General features: G+C 49.7%; 18 protein-coding genes. 11 read left to right on the top strand and 7 right to left on the bottom strand.

Going from position 1 to position 22708, the window contains the following annotated elements:
* Positions 1-31: 31 nt before the first annotated feature.
* The gene (locus GX659_02000; protein ID NLD27563.1) at positions 32-1156 is read right to left on the bottom strand and encodes an aminopeptidase P family protein; all 1125 of its coding nucleotides are present in this window, start codon (positions 1154-1156) and stop codon (positions 32-34) included.
* Between the two features lie 112 nt (positions 1157-1268).
* On the opposite strand from GX659_02000, the gene GX659_02005 reads away from it, so the two are divergent.
* The 7 genes from GX659_02005 (at position 1269) to nadC (ending at position 9681) form a co-directional block, all read left to right on the top strand.
* Positions 1269-1769 (top strand): septal ring lytic transglycosylase RlpA family protein, encoded by a 501-nt coding sequence (locus GX659_02005; protein ID NLD27564.1) that lies wholly within the window; start codon positions 1269-1271, stop codon positions 1767-1769.
* 130 nt (positions 1770-1899) lie between these two features.
* Positions 1900-3450, top strand: coding sequence for an L-glutamate gamma-semialdehyde dehydrogenase (gene pruA, locus GX659_02010; GenBank protein NLD27565.1), 1551 nt, complete (start codon positions 1900-1902; stop codon positions 3448-3450).
* Positions 3447-4334 carry a proline dehydrogenase gene (locus GX659_02015; protein ID NLD27566.1) on the top strand — a complete coding sequence of 296 codons (888 nt, stop codon included), beginning with the start codon at positions 3447-3449 and terminating at the stop codon, positions 4332-4334. Before pruA ends, GX659_02015 begins: the two co-directional genes overlap by 4 nt.
* 21 nt (positions 4335-4355) lie before the next feature.
* Positions 4356-5561 (top strand): ornithine--oxo-acid transaminase, encoded by a 1206-nt coding sequence (rocD, locus tag GX659_02020; GenBank protein ID NLD27567.1) that lies wholly within the window; start codon positions 4356-4358, stop codon positions 5559-5561.
* The gene (locus GX659_02025; protein NLD27568.1) at positions 5558-6064 is read left to right on the top strand and encodes an NUDIX hydrolase; all 507 of its coding nucleotides are present in this window, start codon (positions 5558-5560) and stop codon (positions 6062-6064) included. The genes rocD and GX659_02025 overlap by 4 nt, the downstream gene beginning before the upstream one ends.
* 122 nt (positions 6065-6186) lie before the next feature.
* Positions 6187-8835: a valine--tRNA ligase gene (locus tag GX659_02030; GenBank protein ID NLD27569.1), complete on the top strand. Its 2649-nt coding sequence runs from the start codon at positions 6187-6189 to the stop codon at positions 8833-8835.
* A gap of 15 nt (positions 8836-8850) precedes the next feature.
* On the top strand, positions 8851-9681 hold the full coding sequence (gene nadC / locus GX659_02035) for a carboxylating nicotinate-nucleotide diphosphorylase (GenBank protein ID NLD27570.1): 831 nt from the start codon (positions 8851-8853) through the stop codon (positions 9679-9681).
* A 16-nt stretch (positions 9682-9697) separates the two neighbouring features.
* On the opposite strand, the gene GX659_02040 is transcribed toward nadC, so the two are convergent.
* Positions 9698-11020 carry a malate dehydrogenase gene (locus GX659_02040; protein ID NLD27571.1) on the bottom strand — a complete coding sequence of 441 codons (1323 nt, stop codon included), beginning with the start codon at positions 11018-11020 and terminating at the stop codon, positions 9698-9700.
* A 65-nt stretch (positions 11021-11085) separates the two neighbouring features.
* Complete coding sequence (locus tag GX659_02045; GenBank protein NLD27572.1) at positions 11086-11640, bottom strand: M23 family metallopeptidase; 555 nt, start codon at positions 11638-11640, stop codon at positions 11086-11088.
* Positions 11641-11846: 206 nt separating this feature from the next.
* Between GX659_02045 and GX659_02050 the strand changes: the two genes are divergently transcribed.
* The 3 genes from GX659_02050 to GX659_02060 are packed head-to-tail and all read left to right on the top strand — an operon-like array spanning position 11847 to position 15092.
* Entirely contained in the window at positions 11847-13400 is a 1554-nt protein-coding gene (locus GX659_02050; GenBank protein ID NLD27573.1) for a sigma 54-interacting transcriptional regulator, read from the top strand.
* Positions 13401-13457: 57 nt separating this feature from the next.
* Positions 13458-14486: an AmmeMemoRadiSam system radical SAM enzyme gene (gene amrS, locus GX659_02055; protein NLD27574.1), complete on the top strand. Its 1029-nt coding sequence runs from the start codon at positions 13458-13460 to the stop codon at positions 14484-14486.
* A 9-nt stretch (positions 14487-14495) separates the two neighbouring features.
* Positions 14496-15092, top strand: a complete 597-nt coding sequence (locus GX659_02060; protein ID NLD27575.1) for a hypothetical protein — start codon at positions 14496-14498, stop codon at positions 15090-15092.
* Between the two features lie 88 nt (positions 15093-15180).
* Here the strand turns inward: GX659_02060 and GX659_02065 are convergent, their stop codons facing one another.
* The 4 genes from GX659_02065 to GX659_02080 all read right to left on the bottom strand — a co-directional run bounded on the left by GX659_02065 (position 15181) and on the right by GX659_02080 (position 20003).
* Entirely contained in the window at positions 15181-16161 is a 981-nt protein-coding gene (locus tag GX659_02065; protein ID NLD27576.1) for a hypothetical protein, read from the bottom strand.
* Positions 16162-16266: 105 nt separating this feature from the next.
* Complete coding sequence (gene nadA, locus GX659_02070) at positions 16267-17319, bottom strand: quinolinate synthase NadA (protein ID NLD27577.1); 1053 nt, start codon at positions 17317-17319, stop codon at positions 16267-16269.
* A 136-nt stretch (positions 17320-17455) separates the two neighbouring features.
* Positions 17456-19363, bottom strand: coding sequence for an NAD-dependent DNA ligase LigA (ligA, locus tag GX659_02075; GenBank protein NLD27578.1), 1908 nt, complete (start codon positions 19361-19363; stop codon positions 17456-17458).
* 1 nt (position 19364) lies between these two features.
* Positions 19365-20003, bottom strand: coding sequence for a histidine phosphatase family protein (locus GX659_02080; protein ID NLD27579.1), 639 nt, complete (start codon positions 20001-20003; stop codon positions 19365-19367).
* Positions 20004-20098: 95 nt separating this feature from the next.
* Between GX659_02080 and GX659_02085 the strand changes: the two genes are divergently transcribed.
* On the top strand, positions 20099-22645 hold the full coding sequence (locus tag GX659_02085) for an insulinase family protein (GenBank protein NLD27580.1): 2547 nt from the start codon (positions 20099-20101) through the stop codon (positions 22643-22645).
* Positions 22646-22708 lie beyond the last annotated feature (63 nt).

The raw sequence follows: 22708 nt of genomic DNA on the forward strand, positions 1-22708 counted from the left end.
CGGATGTTCATATGTCGATTCAGCGAAAGGGTCACAATATCTCAAGCTGCTTGGGATACCTGCCGAGAAGATCGAAACCCTCCTCTGTCACATAGACGAGATCCTCTATTCTCACCCCCCCTATCGATGGGTAGTAGAGACCAGGTTCAACGCTTGTAACATTCCCCGCGGCGAGCACGTACTTACTCTTGTTGATTCTTGCAGGCTCCTCATGGACCTCCAGCCCGACGGCATGCCCCGTCCCATGGAAAAAGCCAACCATGCGCCCTTTTTCTTCCCTAGTAGGATACCCACGCTCAGTGAAAAAATCGCTAACCGCGCTGTGTATAACATCTCCGACGACGCCGGCCTTCACCATGCTAAGTGCAAGCTCCTGCCCCTTTTTCACTGTGGCATATAGCTTCTTAAGCGCCTCTGGTGCGCGCCCTTTACAAAACGTCCGCGTAGCATCGCCGAAGTATCGCGTCTCCCGAGATTTTGGGAATATATCGACTACTATAGATGTGCCGGCTTTGATCGGACCATGACCGACACAATGCGGATCACAGGCATCGACCCCCGAAGCTATGATTGTATCCTCGGCAATGAAACCCCGTTCCGCCAAAAAGAGATCGACCTTGGCGCGCAAAATTTCCGAAGTCAGCACCTTTCCGCCGCACACCAGTTTACCGGCGGAGACTTTCGAGGCGGCTATGATACTCCGCACCATCTCGATCGCCCTGAAGGTCATCTTCTGAGACATCGCTATGAGTTTTTTCTCCTCAAGACTTTTAATATGCCTTTCCTGAAAAAATGGTCTCTTGCCCGCAGTTATGGAATAACCAAACCCCCTCAGCGCGTCGACCAGAACGAACGACGTATCCGGATGAAGCTCGAGCTTCCTGATTCTGAAACTCCTCAAAAGCGCATCTATCATCTCCGCTATGCCGGGAGAGGAGACGCGCCCCTTCGCCTTTTCAAAATACATTGATGATTTAAGAACCTCGCATCCACGCGATTCTTTCTTAGCGCGATCGATCTCCAGATCGCTCATCACCATATATTTTTTACCAGAGGCCTCCAAATAAACGAAGGGATCCCCTACCAAAAATCCGGTCGCGTAGTACAAGTCGGCGTTTTTACTGGATGAATCGAAAATCAGCCTCGCTTTAGCCATATTTTCCCCCGACAAAAAATTTTCCGTCAGAGTTATTTTGAAATTGATCAATTGTCAAAAAAAGTTGTAGACTCTCGCCATAATGAAAAAAGGAAAGGTCACATGCCGGCTTATGCCGGCTCTTATATTTTTGGTGCTGGCAACATCCCTGCTCCCTGGTTGCGCCCCCTATCATGCTACCAGCAGGCCTGTTCATTACAAGGCGGAGGGAAAGGCATCTTGGTACGGACCCGGATTCTCTGGCAAAAAGACTGCCAGCGGAGAACGTTTTAACCCGAATGCGATGACCGCAGCCCACAAGACGCTTCCGATGGGAACGACCGTCAGGGTGACCAATTTGGATAACGACAAATCCGTTATCGTGAGAATCAATGACAGGGGACCTTTTGTCAGAGGGCGGATCATAGATCTTTCAAAGGCCGCAGCTCATGAAATCGATATAATAGGAAAGGGAACCGGCAGAGTTGTGGTTGTGGCAATAACCGCCCCTCCTGACAAATTAGAAAGAGATGAGAAGAAAGAGCAAAAGTCCGCAGTAAACGGCAAGAAAAGATCAACATCCTCCCAACATCCTGAAAAAATAGCTGAAATTATGGAAAAACCACACTTTTAAAGACCCTGCAAAATTCAACATCGGCAGCATCCACGCCTGAAAGCGAACCTCGCTGGCGTTGACTTTCAAATTCCCATCAACTAGACCTCGTATACATCTCAAATCATTAACCTTTTCCCGGGAGGATAAGATGTCGCGCGAATTCAGAAACGAAGCACTGACAGATTTTACCAAGCCCGAAAACAGAGAGAAGATGGAGGCGGCGCTTTCAAAGGTCGCGAACGAATTTGGAAAGGAATACCCCCTTCTCATAGGCGGGAAAAGAATCACCACCGAGAAGAAGATCAAATCTTACAATCCCGCAAGGAAAAGCGAAGTAGTAGGGATAGCACAAAAGGCCTCCAAGGCCGACGCCCTCGCAGCCCTCGATGCGGCGTGGAAGAGCTTCGAAAGCTGGAAGCGCGTCAACGCCGAGGAACGTGCCGGATATCTCTACAAACTCGCAGAAAAGATGCGCGCGAAAAAATACGAGCTCGCCGCGACTATGGTATATGAGGTGAGCAAGAGCTGGGCTGAAGCCGATGCCGACGTCGCCGAAGCGATAGATTTCTGCGAGTTCTACGCTGACGAGGCCATAAGATATTCAAAGGGCTCCCCATGCGTCCAGTACCCTGGAGAGACGAATGAGCTTCGCTATATCCCGATAGGTGTAGGCGCCGTAATTCCGCCATGGAACTTTCCGTTGGCCATACTCGTAGGCATGACGACTGCGGCAGCGGTGACGGGCAATACCGTCGTACTAAAGCCTGCCAGCGATGCTCCTATAATAGCCGCGCGCTTCATCGAACTCGTAGAGGAGGTAGGAATACCTGTTGGAGTCATAAACTTCGTATCCGGCAGCGGCTCTGAAGTTGGCGAGACACTGATAACCAATCCCAATGTCCGGTTCATATCATTCACCGGTTCCAAGGAGGTCGGCCTTCACATCGCGGAGGAATGCGGAAAGACGTATCCCGGACAGAAATGGATAAAGAGACTCGTATCTGAAATGGGTGGTAAGGACGCCACGATCGTTGACAGCGAAGCGGATATAGATGCAGCGGTGGAAGGCGTCGCCATCTCCGCATTCGGTTTCCAGGGGCAAAAATGCTCAGCCTGCTCCCGCGCCATAGTCGACGCAAAAATCTACGACCAGTTCGTCGAAAAACTCGCGGAGAGAGTCAAAAAGATTGTCGTCGGAGATCCTAGCAAGTACGGAAATTACATGGGTGCGGTGTCGAGCAAGAACGCCTTTGAAAAGATCTGCGAATACATAGAAATCGGCAAAAAGGAGGGGAAGCTCCTTACGGGCGGCGAGGCATCCTCTGAAAATGGCTATTTCATTCAGCCGACCGTATTCACGAACATAGATCCCAAAGCGCGATTGGCCCAGGAAGAAATATTCGGGCCAGTGCTCGCAGTTATAAAAGCCAGGGATTTCAACCACGCCATTGAAATCTTCAACAACACCGACTACGGCCTGACCGGTGGAATCTTCAGTAAAAACAAAGACAAGCTCTTCCGCGCCAAAGAAGAGTGCTATTGCGGCAACTTCTACATCAACCGGAAGATCACCGGCGCACTGGTCGGCGTCCAGCCCTTCGGCGGATACAATATGTCCGGCACCTGCTCCAAGGCGGGAGGCAGAGATTATCTCGGCCTCTTCCTGCAGGGTAAATCGATCTGCGAGAAGATTTTATGAGACTTGGTTCGGCGCTGTCCAAGATAGCGGCTCCGCTCACACGCCGTTTCAGAGCGGGAACGACTCTCAAGGAAGCGCTTGACTGTGCATCGAAACTCTCTCGCGAAGGTTTTCTATTCACGCTCGACCATTTGGGCGAGCACGTTTCGGGCAAACGTGAGGCCGATGCCGCAACCGAGCTGTATGTGGTTTTACTCAAGGCGCTGAAGGAATACTCTCTTCCAAGAAATATCTCGCTAAAGCTCTCTCAGCTTGGGATGGGCGTCGATAGTGAGTTGTGTTTAAAAAATCTGGAACGCATCGTTAATGCCACGGAAGAGCTGAAGGGTTTCGTCCGGGTCGATATGGAAAATTCCGCATCGACCGACGTGACGCTCCGGATGATAAAAAGCGCTCACAAAAATCGCCTGACTCCTGTCGGAGCCGTGCTTCAAGCAAAGTTAAAAAGAACCCCCGACGATCTACTTTCGATGCTCGAAAGCGGGATATCCGTCAGGCTCTGTAAAGGAGTGTACGACGAACCCACGGAAATAGCATTCCAAAGTCGTTCGGATATAAGACGGGAATTTCTGGCCCTAGCAAAAAGGCTTCTCACATCCGACATGACTCATGGCATAGCGACTCATGATGAGTTCATAATAGATGAGGTCAAAAAATTCATCCTCTCGAATGGAATCGAAAAAAGCTCCTTCGAGTTTCAGATGCTTCTGGGCATACGCATCGGTTTGGCAAAAAAACTTTTAGCGGAGGGATGGAAGGTCAGAATCTACATCCCGTTCGGAAAAGCATGGCTCCCGTATACCATAAGAAGGATCCGGGAGATAAAAAACCGAATAGCCATTTCGGATTTGTTCCGACGCGACAAACGAAACAAGTTCGCTTAAAAATTCAAAAAGGAGAACAAAATGTCACGCACACAGCAGTTCATCGATCAGGTAGAGGTCGTATCAGCCCACAACTACCACCCCCTTCCCGTCGTGATAGCTAAAGCCGATGGTATATGGGTCACCGACGTAGATGGCAAACGCTACATCGACATGCTGTCGGCATACTCGGCGGTGAACCAGGGACACAGGCATCCTAAAATAATAAATGCGATGATTGAACAGGCGGAAAAACTAACTCTCACATCGCGCGCATTCCACAACGACAGGATGGGGCCGTTTCTCGAAAAGCTCACCAAGCTCACCGGATACGACAAAGGGCTCATGATGAACACAGGCGCGGAAGCTGTGGAAACCGCGATCAAAGCCGCACGCAGATGGGGATACACCAGGAAAAATATCCCAGAAAATAAAGCGAAGATAATCGTATGCTCGGGTAATTTCCATGGAAGGACGACGACGATAGTAAGTTTTTCCACAGACTCCACCTGCCGCGAAGGCTTCGGCCCGTTCACACCCGGTTTCGAGGTGATACCCTACGACGATCCGGCAGCCCTTGAAAACGCGATCGACTCCAACACGGTGGCGTTCCTCGTCGAACCGATACAGGGGGAGGCGGGAGTCAAGGTGCCATCGGACGGCTATCTGAAAAAATGCCGCGATATAACTAAAAAGCATGGCGTACTGCTAATCTGTGATGAAATCCAGACTGGGTTCGGAAGAACAGGCAAGCTCTTCTGCTCCGAATGGGACGGCGTGCGTCCAGACATAATCTGCATGGGCAAGGCTATGGGCGGCGGAGTGTATCCGGTCTCCGGAATCGTCGCTGATAACGAAATCATGTCAGCAGCATTTTCCCCGGGTAATCACGGATCCACATTTGGCGGAAACCCCATGGCATGCGCGGTGGCATCGGCATCGATAGACGTTATAATCGACGAACATCTCCCGGAGAGATCCCACGAGATGGGAGAGTTTTTCAGGGGAGAGCTTCGCAAAATTCAAAATTCCAACATAAAAGAAGTTAGGGGCCGCGGCCTCCTCACCGGCCTTGAATTTCACACCGAATGCGCGCATGACTATTCCGTCGAATTGATGAAGCACGGCATCCTGGCAAAAGACACGCACGGAACTACTATACGATTTGCGCCTCCGCTGATCATAGGAAAAGATGAAATTTCCGAGGCCATAAAGATCATACGCAAGGTAATCGAAGGCGGAAGATGAAAAAAGAAACGATTTACTCCGGAAAGACAGTTACGCTCGCCAGGGAGGAGACAATCCTCCCTAGCGGCGTGCGTTACACACAGGAAATAATCCACCATCCCGGCGGAGCATGCGTGCTTCCCATATTCGACAATGGTGACGTGCTATTGCTTCGCCAGTACAGATATGCCGCTGGCGGATATATCTGGGAGGCCCCGGCAGGAAAGCTTGACGTAGCCGGAGAAAATCCAGCGCAGTGCGCCTCGCGCGAGCTGATTGAAGAGGCAGGATACAGGGCATCCAATATCGAGCACCTCATCACCATCCTCACCGCGCCGGGATTTTGCGATGAAAGACTTCACCTGTTCAAGGGAAGCGGACTGACCCCTGAAAAGCAGGATGTGGAAGAAAACGAGGTAATCGAGGTGCACAGATTCGCCCGTGCTGAAATTTCCAAAATGCTGGCGTCGAAAGAAATTCTGGACGCAAAAACCTTAATAACCCTCAAGCTGTGTGGATATTAATCCGCCGCACGATCGATCAGAAGTGGATGCGGACAGTCGGATTCCATTGACAATTCAGGGGTTTAGACCTAAACGCCTATGATACTTATGCACTGAAATTCCCAGGGTAAAAAGGAGATCGCATGAGCGAAAAAGAGATGCCTAAGGCCTACGAGGCCAAAGAGACTGAATCCAAGTGGTATAAATATTGGGAGGATAACGGCCTCTTTCACGTCCAGGATATCCCTGAAAAAACTTCATACACGATCGTAATACCCCCGCCGAACGTGACCGGCGCACTTCACATGGGACATGCTCTAAATAACACCCTTCAGGACATCCTGATAAGGATGAAGAGGATGCAGGGTTACTCGGCGCTTTGGCAGCCAGGGACCGATCACGCCGGTATCGCCACCCAAAACGTCGTCGAGCGACAGCTGATGGAAAAGGAGGGTAAGAAACGCCACGATATCGGCCGCGAAGCACTCATAGAGAGGATTTGGAAGTGGAGGGATGAATATGGCGACAGAATTCTAAAACAGCTTCGCAGTTTGGGAGCAAGCTGCGACTGGGAGCGCACCCGCTTCACGCTCGACGAGGGGCTTTCTCGGGCGGTGCGCGAAGCCTTCGTCAAGATGTACGAAGAGGGGCTTATCTACCGAGGGAAATACATAGTCAACTGGTGCCCGCGCTGCCACACAGCGCTTGCCGATGACGAAGTCGATCACGAGGATGAAAATGGAAAACTGTGGCACATACGTTATCCATTCGCGGAAAGAGAAGGGTACGTGGTGATCGCCACGACTCGACCTGAAACGCTTCTCGGAGACACCGCGGTCGCCGTCAACCCAAAGGATGAACGCTACGCGAATCTCATCGGCGAGATGCTCCTTCTGCCGGAAACCGACCGCAAGATACCGCTTCTGGCCGACGACTTCGTGGACGCATCATTCGGAACTGGCGCTGTAAAGGTCACTCCGGCCCACGATCCAAACGACTTCCAAATAGGTGAACGCCACAATCTCCCTCGCATCAACGTGATGAATGAAGAGGCTGTCATGAATGATGAGGCGGGTGAAAAATACAAAGGACTTTCGCGCGACGACTGCCGAAAAAAGATCGTCAGGGAGTTGGAAATACGGGGGCTGTTGGAAAAAATCGAGGATCACGCCCACGCTGTAGGTCACTGCTATAGGTGCAAGACAACGATAGAACCTTGGCTATCCGACCAGTGGTTCGTACGCATGCGCCCTCTCGCTGAAAAGGCTATTCGCGCTACCGAAGAAGGCAAGGTCAGTTTTCATCCAAAGCGCTGGACGCAGTTCTACATGCAGTGGCTTGAAAACGCGCGCGACTGGTGCATCTCTCGCCAGATATGGTGGGGACACCGCATACCGGTATGGTATTGCAGCGAGGAGAGGTGTCCTCCTATCGTGGCGAAAGAAACTCCCGCGAAATGCCCGCACTGCAGCGGGACGGAGATCCGCCAGGATGAGGACGTGCTCGACACATGGTTTTCATCTTCGCTGTGGCCGTTTTCAACGTTGGGCTGGCCCGGCGATACGGAGCTTTTAAAAAACTACTACCCTACATCGACGCTGGTCACCGACCGCGGCATCATATATTTCTGGGTAGCACGTATGGTGATGATGGGATTGGAGATGATGGGAGAGGTCCCCTTCTCAGATGTCTATATCCACGGCACGATCCTGGACGAACAGGGGCGCAAGATGAGCAAGTCCCTCGGCAACGGGATAGACCCGCTTGAGATAATCGAAAAGTACGGTTCGGACGCGATGAGATTTTCGCTCGTTGTCCTCTCCACCGAAGGGCAGGACCTCAAACTATCCGAGTCTAAATTCGAGATGGGGAGAAACTTCTGCAACAAGCTTTGGAACGCAACCCGCTTTGCGCTCATGAATCTCAAAGGTTTCGACGGCAACGCACAAAATGACTCGGAAAGAACTCTCGCAGACAAGTGGATCATCTCCAGGTTGGAACAAACTATAGCGGACGTAACATCAGCGATGAACGATTTTAGATTCAGCGTAGCAGCTCAAACGCTGTATCATTTCGTCTGGAACGACCTCTGCGACTGGTATCTGGAAGCCAGCAAGCTCACCATGACAGGTAATGACGCCAAGGCAAAACATGCAGCACAGGCCACGCTATTTCACGCCCTCGGCACGACGCTGAAACTGCTCCATCCATTCCTCCCTTTCATAACGGAAGAGCTATGGCACCAGATAAACCCAGAGGCAGGCAGCATAATGGCCGAAGCCTATCCTGAAGCGGCTAAGGAAATCCCATTCAAGGAGGAGGCTGAGGAATTCGACATCGCACGCGAAATAATAAGCTCGCTCAGAAACATACGCGGTGAACACAATGTAAAACCTTCGAACAGGATAGATTGTTTCATAAAAACTCCGAACAAGCTCACATCGAAAATGCTGGAAGCCTGCAGGGGCTACATCGAACACCTCTCCAGGATAGCTGACCTGCATATAGGGGAAAATATCGCGCCCCCAAAAGAGGCTGCGACAGCAATGGTATCCGGATGCGAAATCAGCATACCCTATGCAGGATTGATCGATATCGAGGCGGAAAAAGCCAGGCTGAACAAGGAGATTTCCAAAGCGGAAGCCGAAACGGAATCGGTCAGAAAAAAACTCTCCAACGAAGGTTTTACCGCCAGGGCTCCGAAGGGGATAGTCGACAAGGAACGCGCGAGGCTCGCCGAAGGGGAAGAAAAACTCTCCAAGCTTCGTGAGGCTCTCGCAAAACTGGATTGAATCAAGGTGCCTCAAATGAACAATACCGATGAGATCATCAATATCGCCCTGAAGGAAGATATCGGAAATGGCGACATCACAACAGAAGCCACAATTTCCAGAGATTCAATGGGATTTGCTAAAATCATAGCGAAGAGCGATCTAATCCTCTCTGGAATTCTGGTCGCCGGTCGCGTCTTTGAAATTCTCGACCCTGAAACTGTTTTTACACCGCAAAAATCTGACGGAGAGCCATGTCGCGCCGGAGAAACGTTGGCATCCCTTTCCGGACGAATCCAGATCCTGCTCACTGGGGAAAGAACAGCGCTGAACTTCCTTCAACACCTTTCTGGAATAGCTACTGCCACAAAACATCTCGTAGAGATGACATCACAGTACGGCATAAAGATCTTGGATACCAGAAAAACGACACCTGGGCTTCGTATTCTTGAAAAGGACGCAGTAAGGCACGGCGGAGGAACCAACCACAGGATGGGTCTCTATGACCACTTCCTGATCAAGAACAACCACATCACGGCTGCAGGCTCCCTTTCAAAGGCCGTCGCCGCTGCCAAAAGGAACATGATCAAGGGGCAGAAAATTGAAGTCGAAGCAAGAGATATGGATGAAGTAAAAGAGGCGATCGCCTCAGGAGCCGACATCATAATGCTGGATAACATGGAACCGGAGCAGGTGAAGACCGCGGTGACTGTAATTGGCGGAGCAGCAAATACCGAGATATCTGGAAACATGACCGAAGAGAAGATCGTACGCTATCTCGATAGCGGAGTAGATTTCATATCTGTGGGCGCCCTAACACATTCGGCGAAGGCCGCGGACATTCACATGCTGATAAAAATGAACTGACCTCTCGTGAACTATGTCATATCGGGGGAGATAAGCAGTTTGTGTCCTCCAAGGAGATTCGTTTTTCAAGCTGCTTTCTGTACAGATCCATATCATTAATCTTTCGCGTGGCCACCCCCGAACGCATTGCCGCCTCAGCCACCGCAGGGGCCTCCCAAAGAAGCACCCTCGGATCAAGCGCCTTAGGAATTAGATAGTCCTTACCGAACTCGAGGTGATCCAGACCGTACGCCTTCAAAACCTCCGGCGGAACCGGCTCCTTCGCCAGTGAAGCAAGGGAAAGAGCTGCTGCCCTTTTCATCTCTTCATTTATCTTGCTCGCAACAACATCAAGCGCCCCGCGAAATATGAAGGGGAAACCAAGCACATTATTAATCTGATTCGGATAGTCGGATCTTCCTGTAGCAACTATTGCATCGGGACGCACAGCCATGACATCCTCAGGCATTATTTCCGGATCAGGGTTTGCCATCGCAAAGACCACCGGGCATTTCGCCATGCTCTTTATCATCTCCTTTGAAACAACACCGCCTGCGGAAAGTCCAATGAAAACGTCCGCGCCGTACATGATTTCAGCCATTTCCGTATGGGGAATGCACTTGGCAAACCGACCTCGGTGCGACTCGGCCCCTATCCTATCGCAGGTGACGAGGCCATGGATATCGTACATGAAGATATTATCTTTATTAACGCCGAAAGATTCCAACATATGAGCACAGGCCACGGCAGCAGCGCCGGCTCCGGAAAAGACAACTTTGACCTCCGACGCCTTCTTCCCAACGAGCTCCATCGCATTTATGAAACCGGCCGCGACTATGATAGCCGTCCCATGTTGATCATCATGAAAGACCGGAATCTTCATCGAATCTTTCAGCGCGTTTTCTATATCAAAGCACTCCGGCGACTTCACATCCTCCAGATTGATACCGCCGAATGTAGGCTCTAGCGAACGAACTATCTCGATGAACTTTTCAGGATCCTTTTCATCGATCTCGATATCGAAGACGTCGATATCCGCAAACCTCTTGAAGAGGACCCCCTTCCCTTCCATTACAGGTTTTCCGGCTAGCGGGCCGATATCGCCCAATCCCAAAACCGCAGTCCCGTTAGTGATTACGCCAACGAGATTTCCTCTGGCCGTGTATTCGTGGACGAGGGCCGGATTCTTTTTGATCTCACGGCATGGCTCCGCCACTCCGGGGGTATATGCGAGTGAAAGATCCCACTGGCTTTTGCATGGCTTTGTGATCCCCAGCTCGATTTTCCCGGGACGCCCCTCGGAATGATACTTGAGCGCTGCAGCTTTTATAGACTCCTTCTTATCCAGACAATTTGACATAGGAAGCACCTCTCGAATTGAAGCTGTACTGCCTACATCTTATGGCCGAAAAAGGCAAGAAAACCTTAGAAGAGAAGATGTTCCAAAGGATCCAGGTTGATCCCAGATTTGGAAATTTCAAAATGCAGATGATTTCCAGTCGCCCTGCCGCTGTCGCCAACGAGTCCGAGCGGACTTTCTGCTACGACCCTCTCTCCGACGCGAACGAAAAACTTGGATAGATGGCAATATTTAGTGGCAAAGCCATCCTCATGTTTTATCAGCACGGCAAGCCCACACCCCCTGCGCCATCCGGCATCGGATACTCTTCCGGAATCCGCCGCCCTCACGACCTGGCCACGCGCCGCAGCGATATCTATACCTGCATGATGCGCTGATATATTCCGCACGGGATCTACACGCCATCCGAAGAAGGAGGATATTCTTCCATCGACCGGGAATAGAAAATATTTTTTATAGTCGGGTTCTGAATTAGCCAGGAACACGGTGAGATCCTCGATCAGCATATCTACATCTGGCGAAGAGGGGAGTGATAAAAAATGTTCGCTTATTTGAACAGCGGCATTCGCAGAGTTTGAAATCAGGAACAGGAGGATAGATATTTTAAATATTTTTAACATCTGCGATTCAACACATGCACACTCAGTGCCACATCGCGATCATATTAAAACGCCTAGTTAGGTTGTGAGAGGTGTATCGAATTCGATCATCTGCATTATTTTTGCACACTAACCCATGTTATATATTGACATAAGCTGCACGTAGAAAATATAGATCACGCATGGTTTTGCTGAGGGTCAAATGCGAAGGTGAATTGTCATTTCAAATGACGATCGAAAGCTTTCCAATCACGATAGGAAGATCGCCTAACAACACGATATCGCTGCCAGACAAGTCGATCTCAAGAAAACATTGTTCAATCAGTTTTCAAAAAGGAAAATATAAGGTAGAGAATCTGTCCGCAACCGCATCAATGAATCAGGCAGAGGGCCCGAAGGAATTCAGCATCTCCGCAGGCGAAACAATAGATATAGGACGCTGGTCCATAGAAATACTGGAAGAACCCTCTGGTGCAGAAGATATCACCATATCATCGCCACTAGAAAAAACATCGGTGATGAGCTACGACCCCATGCGCTCAGTGATATCATCGCAAAAAATTGAAATATCTGCAAAGCTATCGGGGAAGAAATTAAAAAAAGTTCTGCAAGGGTCCAATTTCACATTCGGGTCAGATCCGGCCTGCGACGTAACGCTTGCAGATCCCTACGTCTCAAGAAAACACTGCCGTCTTTTCATACATGGGAATGCGATAAAGGTCATCGATCTGTCATCCACCAACGGAACTTTTTATAATGAAGAAAGGCTGCCTGTTTTTTCTACCTCCGGAAGTGACAGCTTCAGAATCGGCAATTCTCAGATAGACTACAGGTTGATCAACACCGCTGAAAAAATCAGACCGCAGATTGAAAGCCGCCTTGGGGAAATGGTGGGGGCATCAAGGGAGATGCGAAAACTTTTCACAATTTTAAAAAAGGTCGCCGATGCAAAATGCACCATCTGCATAACCGGGGAAAGCGGAACTGGAAAAGAACTCGCAGCGCATGAAATCCACCGCATCGGACAGAGGCCGAGGGCGCCATTTATTCCTGTCAACTGCGGAGCAATCCCCAAGGAGATAATAGAAAGCCAGTTGTTCGGCCATGAACGCGGGTCCTTTACAGGCGCTATCGAACGCATGATAGGTTTTTTCGAACAGGCAAACGGCGGCACTCTCTTTCTCGACGAAATAGGCGAGATGCCCCTAAATCTTCAGACGCGCATGCTCAGGGTTCTCGAAAGCGGCACGCTGCGTAGAATCGGAGGAAAAGAGGATATAGCGATAAACTGCAGAATAATCTGCGCCACCAACCGCGATCTTAAAAAACTGGTATGCACCGGATCGTTTCGTGAGGATCTCTTTTTCAGGCTGTACGTCTTCCCCATCACGATTCCGCCACTCAGGGAAAGAAAATCCGATATACCTATCCTCGCATCGCGTATTCTAAAATCTATATCCGGAGAGGAAATAAAGCTGAGCAAGGAGGCGCTGAAAAAATTAAACGACCACGACTGGCCAGGCAACGTGAGAGAGTTGAAAAATACCATCACCAGAGGAGTCATCTCATGCAATGGCTGCGTCATAGGAGAAAAGGACATCCATATAATCCCAATTGAACGCCATTTCAGCTCTTACGAAAACATAGGTGCCGTAGAAAAGGGGCTGATCGTATCCTCCCTGAAGGAAAACAAAAACAACATTTCAAAAACCGCAAAACGCCTCGGGATGGCCCGAAGCACCCTTCAACAGAAGATAAAACGACTTGGAATCGAAACATAATTTTCTCTGGACATATTCTCGCCCTCGGATAGCCTCTGCACCCACACGGGGAAGAGCATGAAAGAGGCGATGTTATATACTAAGGAAGAAAATGGAGCGGCACGTTGCGGAATGTGTCGCCACACCTGTCTCATCCGCGATGGTGAAAAAGGTATCTGCGACGTGAGGATAAATCGGGAGGGACGGCTGTACTCCATCTTCTACGGAAAACCGATAGCCGTCGCCGTAGATCCCGTTGAGAAAAAACCACTCTTTCATTTCATGCCCGGCACAAAAACCCTTTCTATAGCCACGAGAGGCTGTAACTTTCACTGCGACTTCTGCCAAAACTCGGACATATCACAGTTCAAGGGAGGGTCGAACGACGAGCTTTCGGGCAGCGAGTTCACGCCAACTAAAATCGTCGCTGCCGCAAACTCCGGGCGCGCCAAAAGCATATCATACACATACACCGAACCGACCGTATTTTTCGAATACGCCTACGACACCGCAAGGCTAGCAAAAGAATCCGGGCTCGGAAACATCTTCGTCACCAATGGCTACATGACACGCGATGCGATAGATGCGATCTCACCCTTTTTGGACGCCGCCAACATCGACCTTAAGTCATTCCGAAATGACACCTACCGCTCGGTTATAGGCGCAAGGCTTGACGGAGTTCTCGATTCCATAAAATATATGAAGTCTACAGGCATATGGATAGAGATAACGACACTCGTCATCCCAGGAATGAATGACAGCGAAGCTGAACTCTCGGACGTGGCTAATTTCATAGTTGAAACCGGACGCGATATACCATGGCATATAAGCAGGTTTACGCCTCGATATAAAATGAGTGACCGCCAGCCAACTCCGATTAAAACACTGCAACGCGCGCATGAGATAGGCAAAAAAGCGGGATTAAAATACATCTATATCGGGAACCTTCCCGGCGATTCTTCTGAAACGACATTCTGCGCAGCGTGCGGATTTCAACTCATTGAAAGGTGCAGATACGAAATTACGCTTAACAACGTACCCCACGACGGGAACTGTCCAAAATGCGGCGCCAAAGTCGATGGGATCATGCTAAAAACGAAATCATAGGAGATAGATATGCTTAAACAGGCTTCATTTTTGGTCTTAATTTTACTTTTCTTGTCAGCCTCCGCGTCGGCGCAGGATACGACCGCAGCCTCGATAACGCTTACAAGCCCTGACGCCGCAAAGATCGCGTCGCTTTGCGAATCTCAGCAGTTCAAAGGTAAAAAGCTATACTGGAAGGGGGTCATAGACGGACGCACGGAGAAATCAGTGGGAGTTCAGGATCAAAAAGGGAAAGAATCAATCAAAGTCTATGCCGACCCGGAGATATCGGCTGTCCTTAGCGACTCGCTTGCAGGTCTTTTCAGAACATGCGGCATGGAACTTATGAAAAAACCCGAAGAGGAAGGTAACTCTCTCTCGGCTACGCTGCACGAATTTTTCGTCGATGTGGATAAAAAATTGATGTCGGGGATAAGCGCCTCAAAGGCCTCTATTACATTCTCGATGGACAGATCCGGCATAGCACAGTCGATCACCCTCGGCACTGAAATAGATTCAAAGGGAGTGCGCTCCAGAAAACTCAAACAGCTTCAGAAATCCGCCGACCTTCTTCTCATGGAGCTCATCGAAGCTATAGCGGAAAGCGATGATTTAAAGAAGATGTAAACAAGCGCTCGATTCGCTGACTCATTACAGAAAAATAAAAAAAGCCGCTACAACTCAGCGGCTTTTTGTAAGATTATAGACCGAGACATCACAACACTACGTCCATGGCCCCATCTTCCATCCTGGTCCTGGTTTCCTCTATTCTCTCCTCAAGATCGGACTCGCGCGACGCGGCGAGGGCAAGCTGTTCCTCAAACTTGGCCCTGTTCGTATCCATTCGGTCGGACAGCAGCGATTTCTGTTCATCGACTCTAGTCGAAGCATCCGCAAGTTTTCTCTCCGAAAGCGCAAGGTTATCCCTCTCCCCTACGAAGCTGTCGTTCAGCGCATTTCTGCTGCTTGCGACTTTATTTCTGCTAGCCTGCACCTGATCGGATTGAGATTGCACAGCAATACTTCCCTGCCTAACATCGCCCTCCGCATCTTCCGCGGATTTCTCAGCCATAATAGCGCTTTGATCGCTGGGCTTCTCCCCGGCCATGGTTCGGACTTCGCGGGTAGAGGGCATGGTAGGTCTGAAATTGCTATCTGAACCCACCTGCGCCGCCGCCATAAGTTGATTTATGTATGTTAGTTTGAGAAAGATCCAGTCGTTCATCTCCGCAAGCCTTTCCACGGCATCGCGCTTCAGGAGAAAGGCGTAGTCGCGCACGGCCTCCGAAAATAGATTGCGCATGGTAACTGCGTATTCCCTGGCGCGCATGGCTGAGTTCTGACGCTCCGCCTGACGGGCTTTTTCGTGCACGACCTGCTGCTCCTGAGCGTCTATCTCTCGAGACTGCGCGTCAATCTGTTTTGACTGGCTGTCGAGTTCCTGGTTTTTGATGCGATTTTGTTCGCGCACCTGGGAGAGCTGGCGCCCCAACTCTTCTCGCTGATTATTTAGTTCAGCAACCTGAGTATCATGTTCTCTGAATGAGGTGCTCTGCTGGGATTCTATAGCAGCAATTTCATTTTCGATATCTTTGATGGCATTTTCAAGGCTCGATATCCTGTCCTGATAGTTCTCACGGCGCGCACGCCTGTTCTCTTCAATCTGGCGTGCAGCATCAGAACCCCTTACGGGCATTTGACCACCAGCTCGCATATAGACTTCCCTCCAGCAATATTATCGACAGCGGAGATGGCAGAGTTGCGTGTGGATATCAAATAATTATTCAATAATATCAATAAGTTATAGATAAAGCATGCGCTCCAGGGCGAGTTTAGCATATTTTAAGATATCTTCGGGGACGATGACCTCATTGATATCCCCCAGCCTGTCCAGAGTCATCAGCAGGTCGCCTAGCCCTATTTTCATCATATTCGGACAAAGGGATCTTGCCAGAGGGATGATATTCTTATCGGGATGCAGATTGGCAAGCCTCGACACCATGTTGATCTCAGTCCCGATCGCGATCGTAGATCCTGAACGGGCGTTCTCCACAAACTCCTTTAGATATCCGGTCGAACCTGCGCCATCGGCCGCCATAACGACCGAGGGTGAGCACTCCGGATGAACGATCACCTCGCAACCTTTATGAGCGCGCCTTACTGCTTCGACATGTTCGACTGTGAAAAATGTATGGATGTGGCAATGCCCCTTCCAGAGGATGAGTTTTTTCTCCAAAAGAGAATTTACATCGAAAGAACTCATCTTTAGATGAGGATCCCAGAGGAAGGTTGCGGATTCGTGAATGCCGAAATCACGCGCAGCGTTTCTGCCAAGATTTTCGTCGGGGAAAAAAAATATTTTTTTATTCTGTTCCAAGGCCCACCTAAATGCCTTTCCTGCCGATGACGAGGTACAGACAAGCCCCCCGTTCCTGCCGCAGAACGCCTTTAGCTCCGCCGAAGAATTCATATAGACGATTGGGATAAAATTCGATGAAATATTTAGATCGCTAAGCACCTGCCATGCAGCCTCGACCTGATCTACAGATGCAAAATCAGCCAGAGGGCAGCCCGCCGTCGGATCAGGGATAAAGACGCGCTGCCACTCTTTCGCTAGAATGGAGCTCGCCTCCGCCATAAAATAAACGCCACAAAAGACTATAAACTTGGCATCGGTATCGGATCCTGCTTTTGCTAGCTGCAAGCTATCTCCTTCATAGTCGGCGAGGCGAACTATCCCTTCACGCTGATAGAAGTGACCGAGGATTTTGAGATCTCCACCCAGACGTTTTTTATGTTTGAGTATTCGCGCAATAAGCTCATCCTCTTGAAGCGACATATATTTTTCCTGCATGAATTCTCCTAATCGGGATGCGTGTCCCCCGAAGTTTGTAGCCAGTCACAAGTTACGAGTCACGGAGTTTCCGGATCCCCGACAACATCGCTCGAGGATGACAACCTTCTTAATCCTTAATCCTTAATCCCTAATCCTAACTGATCATCTCCAGAAATTCTTTTTCTGAGATTATCTTAAGACCTTCTCCATCCGCCGCTATCTTCTGAGCTTTGGCGAGCTTAGAGCCCGCCCCGCCACCATCCCCTACGACCAGATAATCCAGATTTTTACTGACGCCGCTGGCGATATTGCCGCCTAGCTCCTCGACGCGTTTTGCCGCTTCATCGCGGCCCATCGAAAGCATCTTTCCGGTGAAGAGAAAGTTCTTTGATGCATAGCCCCAGCCATACGCCGGTCCAGAATCGGAAGCTTTCTCTACCTTCAAATGCGAAAGCAATCTATCGATTAGCGCGGACTTCTCTCTTAGACCGGAAACAACTTCGCGGGCTATGACTGGACCGATGGTATGTATATCAGAGAGTTCGGCCTCGGAAAGTTTGCGTATTTTTTCAACGCTGCCAAATTGTGCCAAAATCTTCGCTGCGTGTTTTCCGAGCTCCCTTATCCCAAGGCTCTTCAAAAAATCGGCCAGCAAGATGTTTCTGGAAGCATCGATATTTCTGATCAGCTTATCGGCAAGTGTATCGCCCATGCGCTCGAGCCCTAAAAGATCTTCCTTTGAAAGCTCATAAAGTTCCGAAGGGTCGGTGACAAGCCCTTCATGATAAAGTCTTTCCAGCAGTTTTTCGCCAAAGCCGTCTATCCCTGCAGCCTTTACAAAATGGTATAACTCACCGACTTTCCTGCTAACGCAATTATCGGGATCGGTGCAATACAGGAAATCATCATGCATCTCCACCGGCGAGTCGCAGGATGGGCATCTGTCCGGAATTTCAATCCGATCCGATCCGGGTTCAGCAACCGATTCCAGATTTGGAATCACCCCTCCCCTTCTCATCATGACTACCTTCGCCCCTTTTGACAGGCCGAGTTCTTTCATGATTCCCACATTATGAAGCGAGGCCCGCCGCACCTTCGCCCCGGAAAGCTCGACCGGCTCTACAATGGCCACAGGGGTGATCACGCCCGTTCGCGACACGCTCCATTCGACATCGATGAGCCGGGTCGTACCGGAGTCCCCCTGAAATTTATATGCTATGACATATCTAGGATGATGCGCCGTGATCCCAAGCCTCTCCTGCTCGGAAAGATCGTCAACCCTAAAGACAACTCCATCCAATTCGAAATCGTAGCTGTCGCGCCTTGAAAGAAAATATTTATAGACATCTGAAATTTCGTTTCTGCCGATCTTCTTCCATTCGACGACATCGAAACCCAAAGTCTTGAGCCGTTTGTATTTTTCATTTTCGAACTCATCGTCGGAGCCGATCATGTCGTAGGCAAAAAATGACAGATTGTACGCACCGGTTCTTTTGGGATCCTTCTGCTTTATCGCACCCGCCGCCAGATTCCTGGGATTTGAGAATGTATCTTTAAAACCGGCAAAGACGGAGAGCGGCATATATATTTCGCCACGCACCTCGACCTTGCCGAAGCTGATTTTCTGTGGAATCGAGGAAATAAATTTAACATTATTTGTAATTTCTTCCCCTTCAACTCCATCGCCGCGCGTCGCTCCCTGAAAGAGCTTTCCATTTGCATCGTATTTCAGACTGACCGCACATCCGTCTATCTTCGGACTCGCCACTATCCCGCCTTCGAATTTGGCAGCCCAATCCAGCGCACCCTTATCATCGTAACATTTGTCCAGTGAGAGCATAGGTCGGTCGTGGCGCACCTTTTTTGCCGAAGAAGAAATATCCGAAATTATGTCATGCAACACCTTTGAATCCGGCTTACGACGGCGCAGCGCCTCAACCATCCTGTCGAATTCGTAGTCTGAAATCTGCGGAGAATTCTCAACAAAGTAGAGGCGGTTATGGCGCTCGATTTCAGCCTCAAGCTCAGCGATGGGAATTTTTTTATAGTCTACATCCGTCATATCAGAGGTCGTTTCCAAATCCGTTTCTATGGTTGTAGAGTATGATGCGCGGGCCAATATCCGGATCTATTCTCACAAGAGTCATCGAACAGTTATCCACTCCAAATTGATAGATTCTGTCCATGTCCATGGAAAGGAGGTTGAGCAACGCCACCTTGATTACATCGGCATGGCTGACAAAAACCACCCTTCCCTTCGAATAGGATGAGATCACGTCATCTATCAGCTCCTTCGTTCGTTTTGCCACATCAGCGATGGACTCCCCGCCCGGGATCTCCACCTTTGCGGGTTTCAGATGATAGTTTTTCCATACCTCGGGGTACTCCCTTTCGACATCGGCAAAACTCTTTTTCACCCAGTCACCGTAGTTTATCTCGGAAAGGCGCTCATCCATGATGATTTTTATTTTGGGATGCTTCGATGCAATCGCCTGAGCCGTCTGTGCGGCACGAAGGACGGGGCTAGCATGTATCGCATCTATCTTAGCGCTGGCAAGATACTGCGCGATTCCCTCCGCCTGTTTTTTTCCGATATCATTGAGCGGCACGTCGAGCCGCCCCATCACCCGCTTCTCTACATTCCAATCGGTCTGTCCGTGCCTGACAAGAAGAATCTCCAACATTTCACTTTCCTTTCCCATTTTCGAATGATAAAAATTCCGCATGAAACTAGCAAATTCCTTTGAAATATCAACAAGATTTGCTTCATGACCGAAACGGGTCGATCGGGGGTAAAATGGCTAGGAAAGAGTTCAAACTCAAAAACGGAATGCACGTCCTTCTCGAAGAAAACCACAACGCCAAGGTAGTCTCCTTCACCGCGCTCGTCAACGTCGGCAGCGTCGACGAGACCGATGATGAGGCCGGAATCTGCCACGTCATCGAGCATATGCTTTTCAAGGGAACGCCGAAGCGCCCTGAAGGGACCATCGCAATGGAAGTGGAGGCCGCAGGCGGCGACATGAACGCCTACACCTCCCTCGACCAGACCGTTTACTACATAAACATGGCGACGCGCTTTGCAGCAAAGGGGCTTGAGATACTCGCCGATGCCGTAATGAACCCCCTGTTCGATTCAGAAGAACTGAAAAGGGAATCTGAGGTTATCCTCGAAGAGATAAGGCGTGAACAGGACAACCCCTCAAGGATGGCGGCGGAATACCTCTTCCAGCATGCATATAAAGTTCACAACTACAGAAGGCCTATCATCGGATATCCGAAAACGGTAAAATCCTTCACACATCAGGATCTCACATCCTTTCACCGCAGATGGTACACACCAAAAAACATATCCTTCATCGTAGTCGGCGATTTCAACACAAAGAAAATGTTATCCGATATCGAAAAGGCATTCGAAGGTTTTGAAGGAGACGAGATACCGTCAAGGATATCGAAGCCGGAGCCGCGCCAATCCAGCCCCCGCATAATAGTCAAAGAGATGAACGTTCAGAGCACATATCTATCGATGGGATTTCACATCCCCAATTTCGTTTCCGCAGATACTCCGGTTCTTGACCTGCTTTCGCACATACTGGGCGGGACGGATTCGTCGCGCCTTGAACAGGTGGTTAAGGAAAAAAAGAGATTGGCACATGCGATACATTGCAGCGCATATACACCAAAACACCCCGGCCTATTCTATGTCGGAGCCATGGTTTCCGACTCCAACGCCGCAAAAACCATCAACGCTATTAGTCAGGAAGTTGGAAAACTTAAGACGAATTTCGTCGCTTCCGATGAACTCGCACGTGCCAAGATCAACATGAGATCAAATGAGATCTACGAAAAGGAAACGGTCGGCGGTCAGGGCGCCAAAATAGCATCGTTCATAGCATCGTCTGGAGAGGCCTCGTTCGAACGAACCTACTATCAGAGGATGGCGGAAGTCACGCCAGAAGACATCTCCGAAGCGGCTAAAAAATACTTAAACTTTTCTTCGGCAACAACCGTCCTGATCGTTCCGAAGAAATCGAAATGGACGAAGAACAAATCGCAGATAAAATCTGCTCTCAGCTCCAAAAAAACAATCCCCCTGAAGAAATCTTGCGACAAGAGTGAGCCAAGACAGATCATGCTGAAAAACGGCGCAAAGCTGATCGTAAGGGAGATAAAAAACATACCGGTGGTATCCATCTGTTCAGCGGCTTTGGGAGGAATAAGAAGCGAAACCAGGGCTAAAAACGGCGTCTCCGCCATGCTCGCGCGCACGCTTACAAAAGGGACGCGCGAAAGAAAGGCCCTTCGCATCGCACGCGACATCGAAAAGATCGCCGGCAGCATTGACGGATTCTGCGGAAAAAACACATTCGGAGTCAGATGTGAATTTTTGAGCGAATACGTCTACGACGGATTTGAACTTTTTGCCGATGTTTTAACGCATCCATCATTCGAACCGGAAGAGGTAGCCAACGAAAAGCAGATATTGCTCAAGGCGATAAAAGATCAGGAAGACAACCTTTCCTCGCTGGCATTCGCAAAATTTCTGCAAACCCTCTATCCGAGGCATCCGTACGGACTGCGTTCCATCGGAATGGAAAAGAGCGTAAAATCGCTGACTAGAAACGACCTCATCGCGCACCACCGTGAAATGACGAAGGCATCGGGGACGGTGATAGCGGTAGTGGGAGATGTATGCACCGATGAGATAGAGGCGCTGGCCAACGAATATCTCTGCGACATGAGCCTTGGTAAACCGAAAAATCTTGCACTTAAAAGCGACCCAAGGCCCAAGTCCCCAAGGCTATGCACAATCAAAAAAGATGACAAACAGCAGGCGCATATCGTCATGGGTTTCCAGGGAACGCGCTTCTCCAATCGTGATAAATACGCCATGACAGTCCTAAACAACATCCTCTCAGGACAAGGGGGGCGTCTCTTCCGCGTACTCCGCGATCAGATGAGCCTCGCTTATGCCGTAAGTTCGGTAAATCAGGAGGGAGTCGAACCTGGATACTTCGCTGTATACATCGGCACCGATCCGTCCAAAATAGACATCTCCGTCGATGCGATGAAAACCGAACTCATAAAGGTCTGTGAAAAAAAGATTACAAAGGAAGAGCTTTCACGCGCAAAGCAGTACCTGGTTGGCACCTACGATCTCGAACTGCAGCGCTACGGTGCCATTGCCAATATGTACTGCTTCTACGAACTCTACCATCTAGGGCTGAAGGAGATCGACAAATACCCCGAAAGGATAATGTCGGTAACGGCTGAAGAAGTCCTGGCAGCCGCCAAGCGCTATATCGACATAGATAACTACACCATGGCGATAGTGAAACCGTAATCGTTATGGAGAGATCTCAAAAATCAGAAAATTTCTTATCTCTACGCAGCCAAATATTTTTAA

It is taken from the genome of Myxococcales bacterium (assembly GCA_012513515.1).
In the GTDB taxonomy this organism is placed as follows: Bacteria; UBA10199; UBA10199; order 2-02-FULL-44-16; family JAAZCA01; genus JAAZCA01.

Coding starts and splice junctions, on each gene's coding strand:
- GX659_02000 (NLD27563.1), bottom strand. CDS start 1,156: ATGGCTAAAGCGAGGCTGATTTTCGATTCATCCAGTAAAAACGCCGAC.
- GX659_02005 (NLD27564.1), top strand. CDS start 1,269: ATGCCGGCTCTTATATTTTTGGTGCTGGCAACATCCCTGCTCCCTGGT.
- pruA (NLD27565.1), top strand. CDS start 1,900: ATGTCGCGCGAATTCAGAAACGAAGCACTGACAGATTTTACCAAGCCC.
- GX659_02015 (NLD27566.1), top strand. CDS start 3,447: ATGAGACTTGGTTCGGCGCTGTCCAAGATAGCGGCTCCGCTCACACGC.
- rocD (NLD27567.1), top strand. CDS start 4,356: ATGTCACGCACACAGCAGTTCATCGATCAGGTAGAGGTCGTATCAGCC.
- GX659_02025 (NLD27568.1), top strand. CDS start 5,558: ATGAAAAAAGAAACGATTTACTCCGGAAAGACAGTTACGCTCGCCAGG.
- GX659_02030 (NLD27569.1), top strand. CDS start 6,187: ATGAGCGAAAAAGAGATGCCTAAGGCCTACGAGGCCAAAGAGACTGAA.
- nadC (NLD27570.1), top strand. CDS start 8,851: ATGAACAATACCGATGAGATCATCAATATCGCCCTGAAGGAAGATATC.
- GX659_02040 (NLD27571.1), bottom strand. CDS start 11,020: ATGTCAAATTGTCTGGATAAGAAGGAGTCTATAAAAGCTGCAGCGCTC.
- GX659_02045 (NLD27572.1), bottom strand. CDS start 11,640: ATGTTAAAAATATTTAAAATATCTATCCTCCTGTTCCTGATTTCAAAC.
- GX659_02050 (NLD27573.1), top strand. CDS start 11,847: ATGACGATCGAAAGCTTTCCAATCACGATAGGAAGATCGCCTAACAAC.
- amrS (NLD27574.1), top strand. CDS start 13,458: ATGAAAGAGGCGATGTTATATACTAAGGAAGAAAATGGAGCGGCACGT.
- GX659_02060 (NLD27575.1), top strand. CDS start 14,496: ATGCTTAAACAGGCTTCATTTTTGGTCTTAATTTTACTTTTCTTGTCA.
- GX659_02065 (NLD27576.1), bottom strand. CDS start 16,161: ATGCCCGTAAGGGGTTCTGATGCTGCACGCCAGATTGAAGAGAACAGG.
- nadA (NLD27577.1), bottom strand. CDS start 17,319: ATGCAGGAAAAATATATGTCGCTTCAAGAGGATGAGCTTATTGCGCGA.
- ligA (NLD27578.1), bottom strand. CDS start 19,363: ATGACGGATGTAGACTATAAAAAAATTCCCATCGCTGAGCTTGAGGCT.
- GX659_02080 (NLD27579.1), bottom strand. CDS start 20,003: ATGGGAAAGGAAAGTGAAATGTTGGAGATTCTTCTTGTCAGGCACGGA.
- GX659_02085 (NLD27580.1), top strand. CDS start 20,099: ATGGCTAGGAAAGAGTTCAAACTCAAAAACGGAATGCACGTCCTTCTC.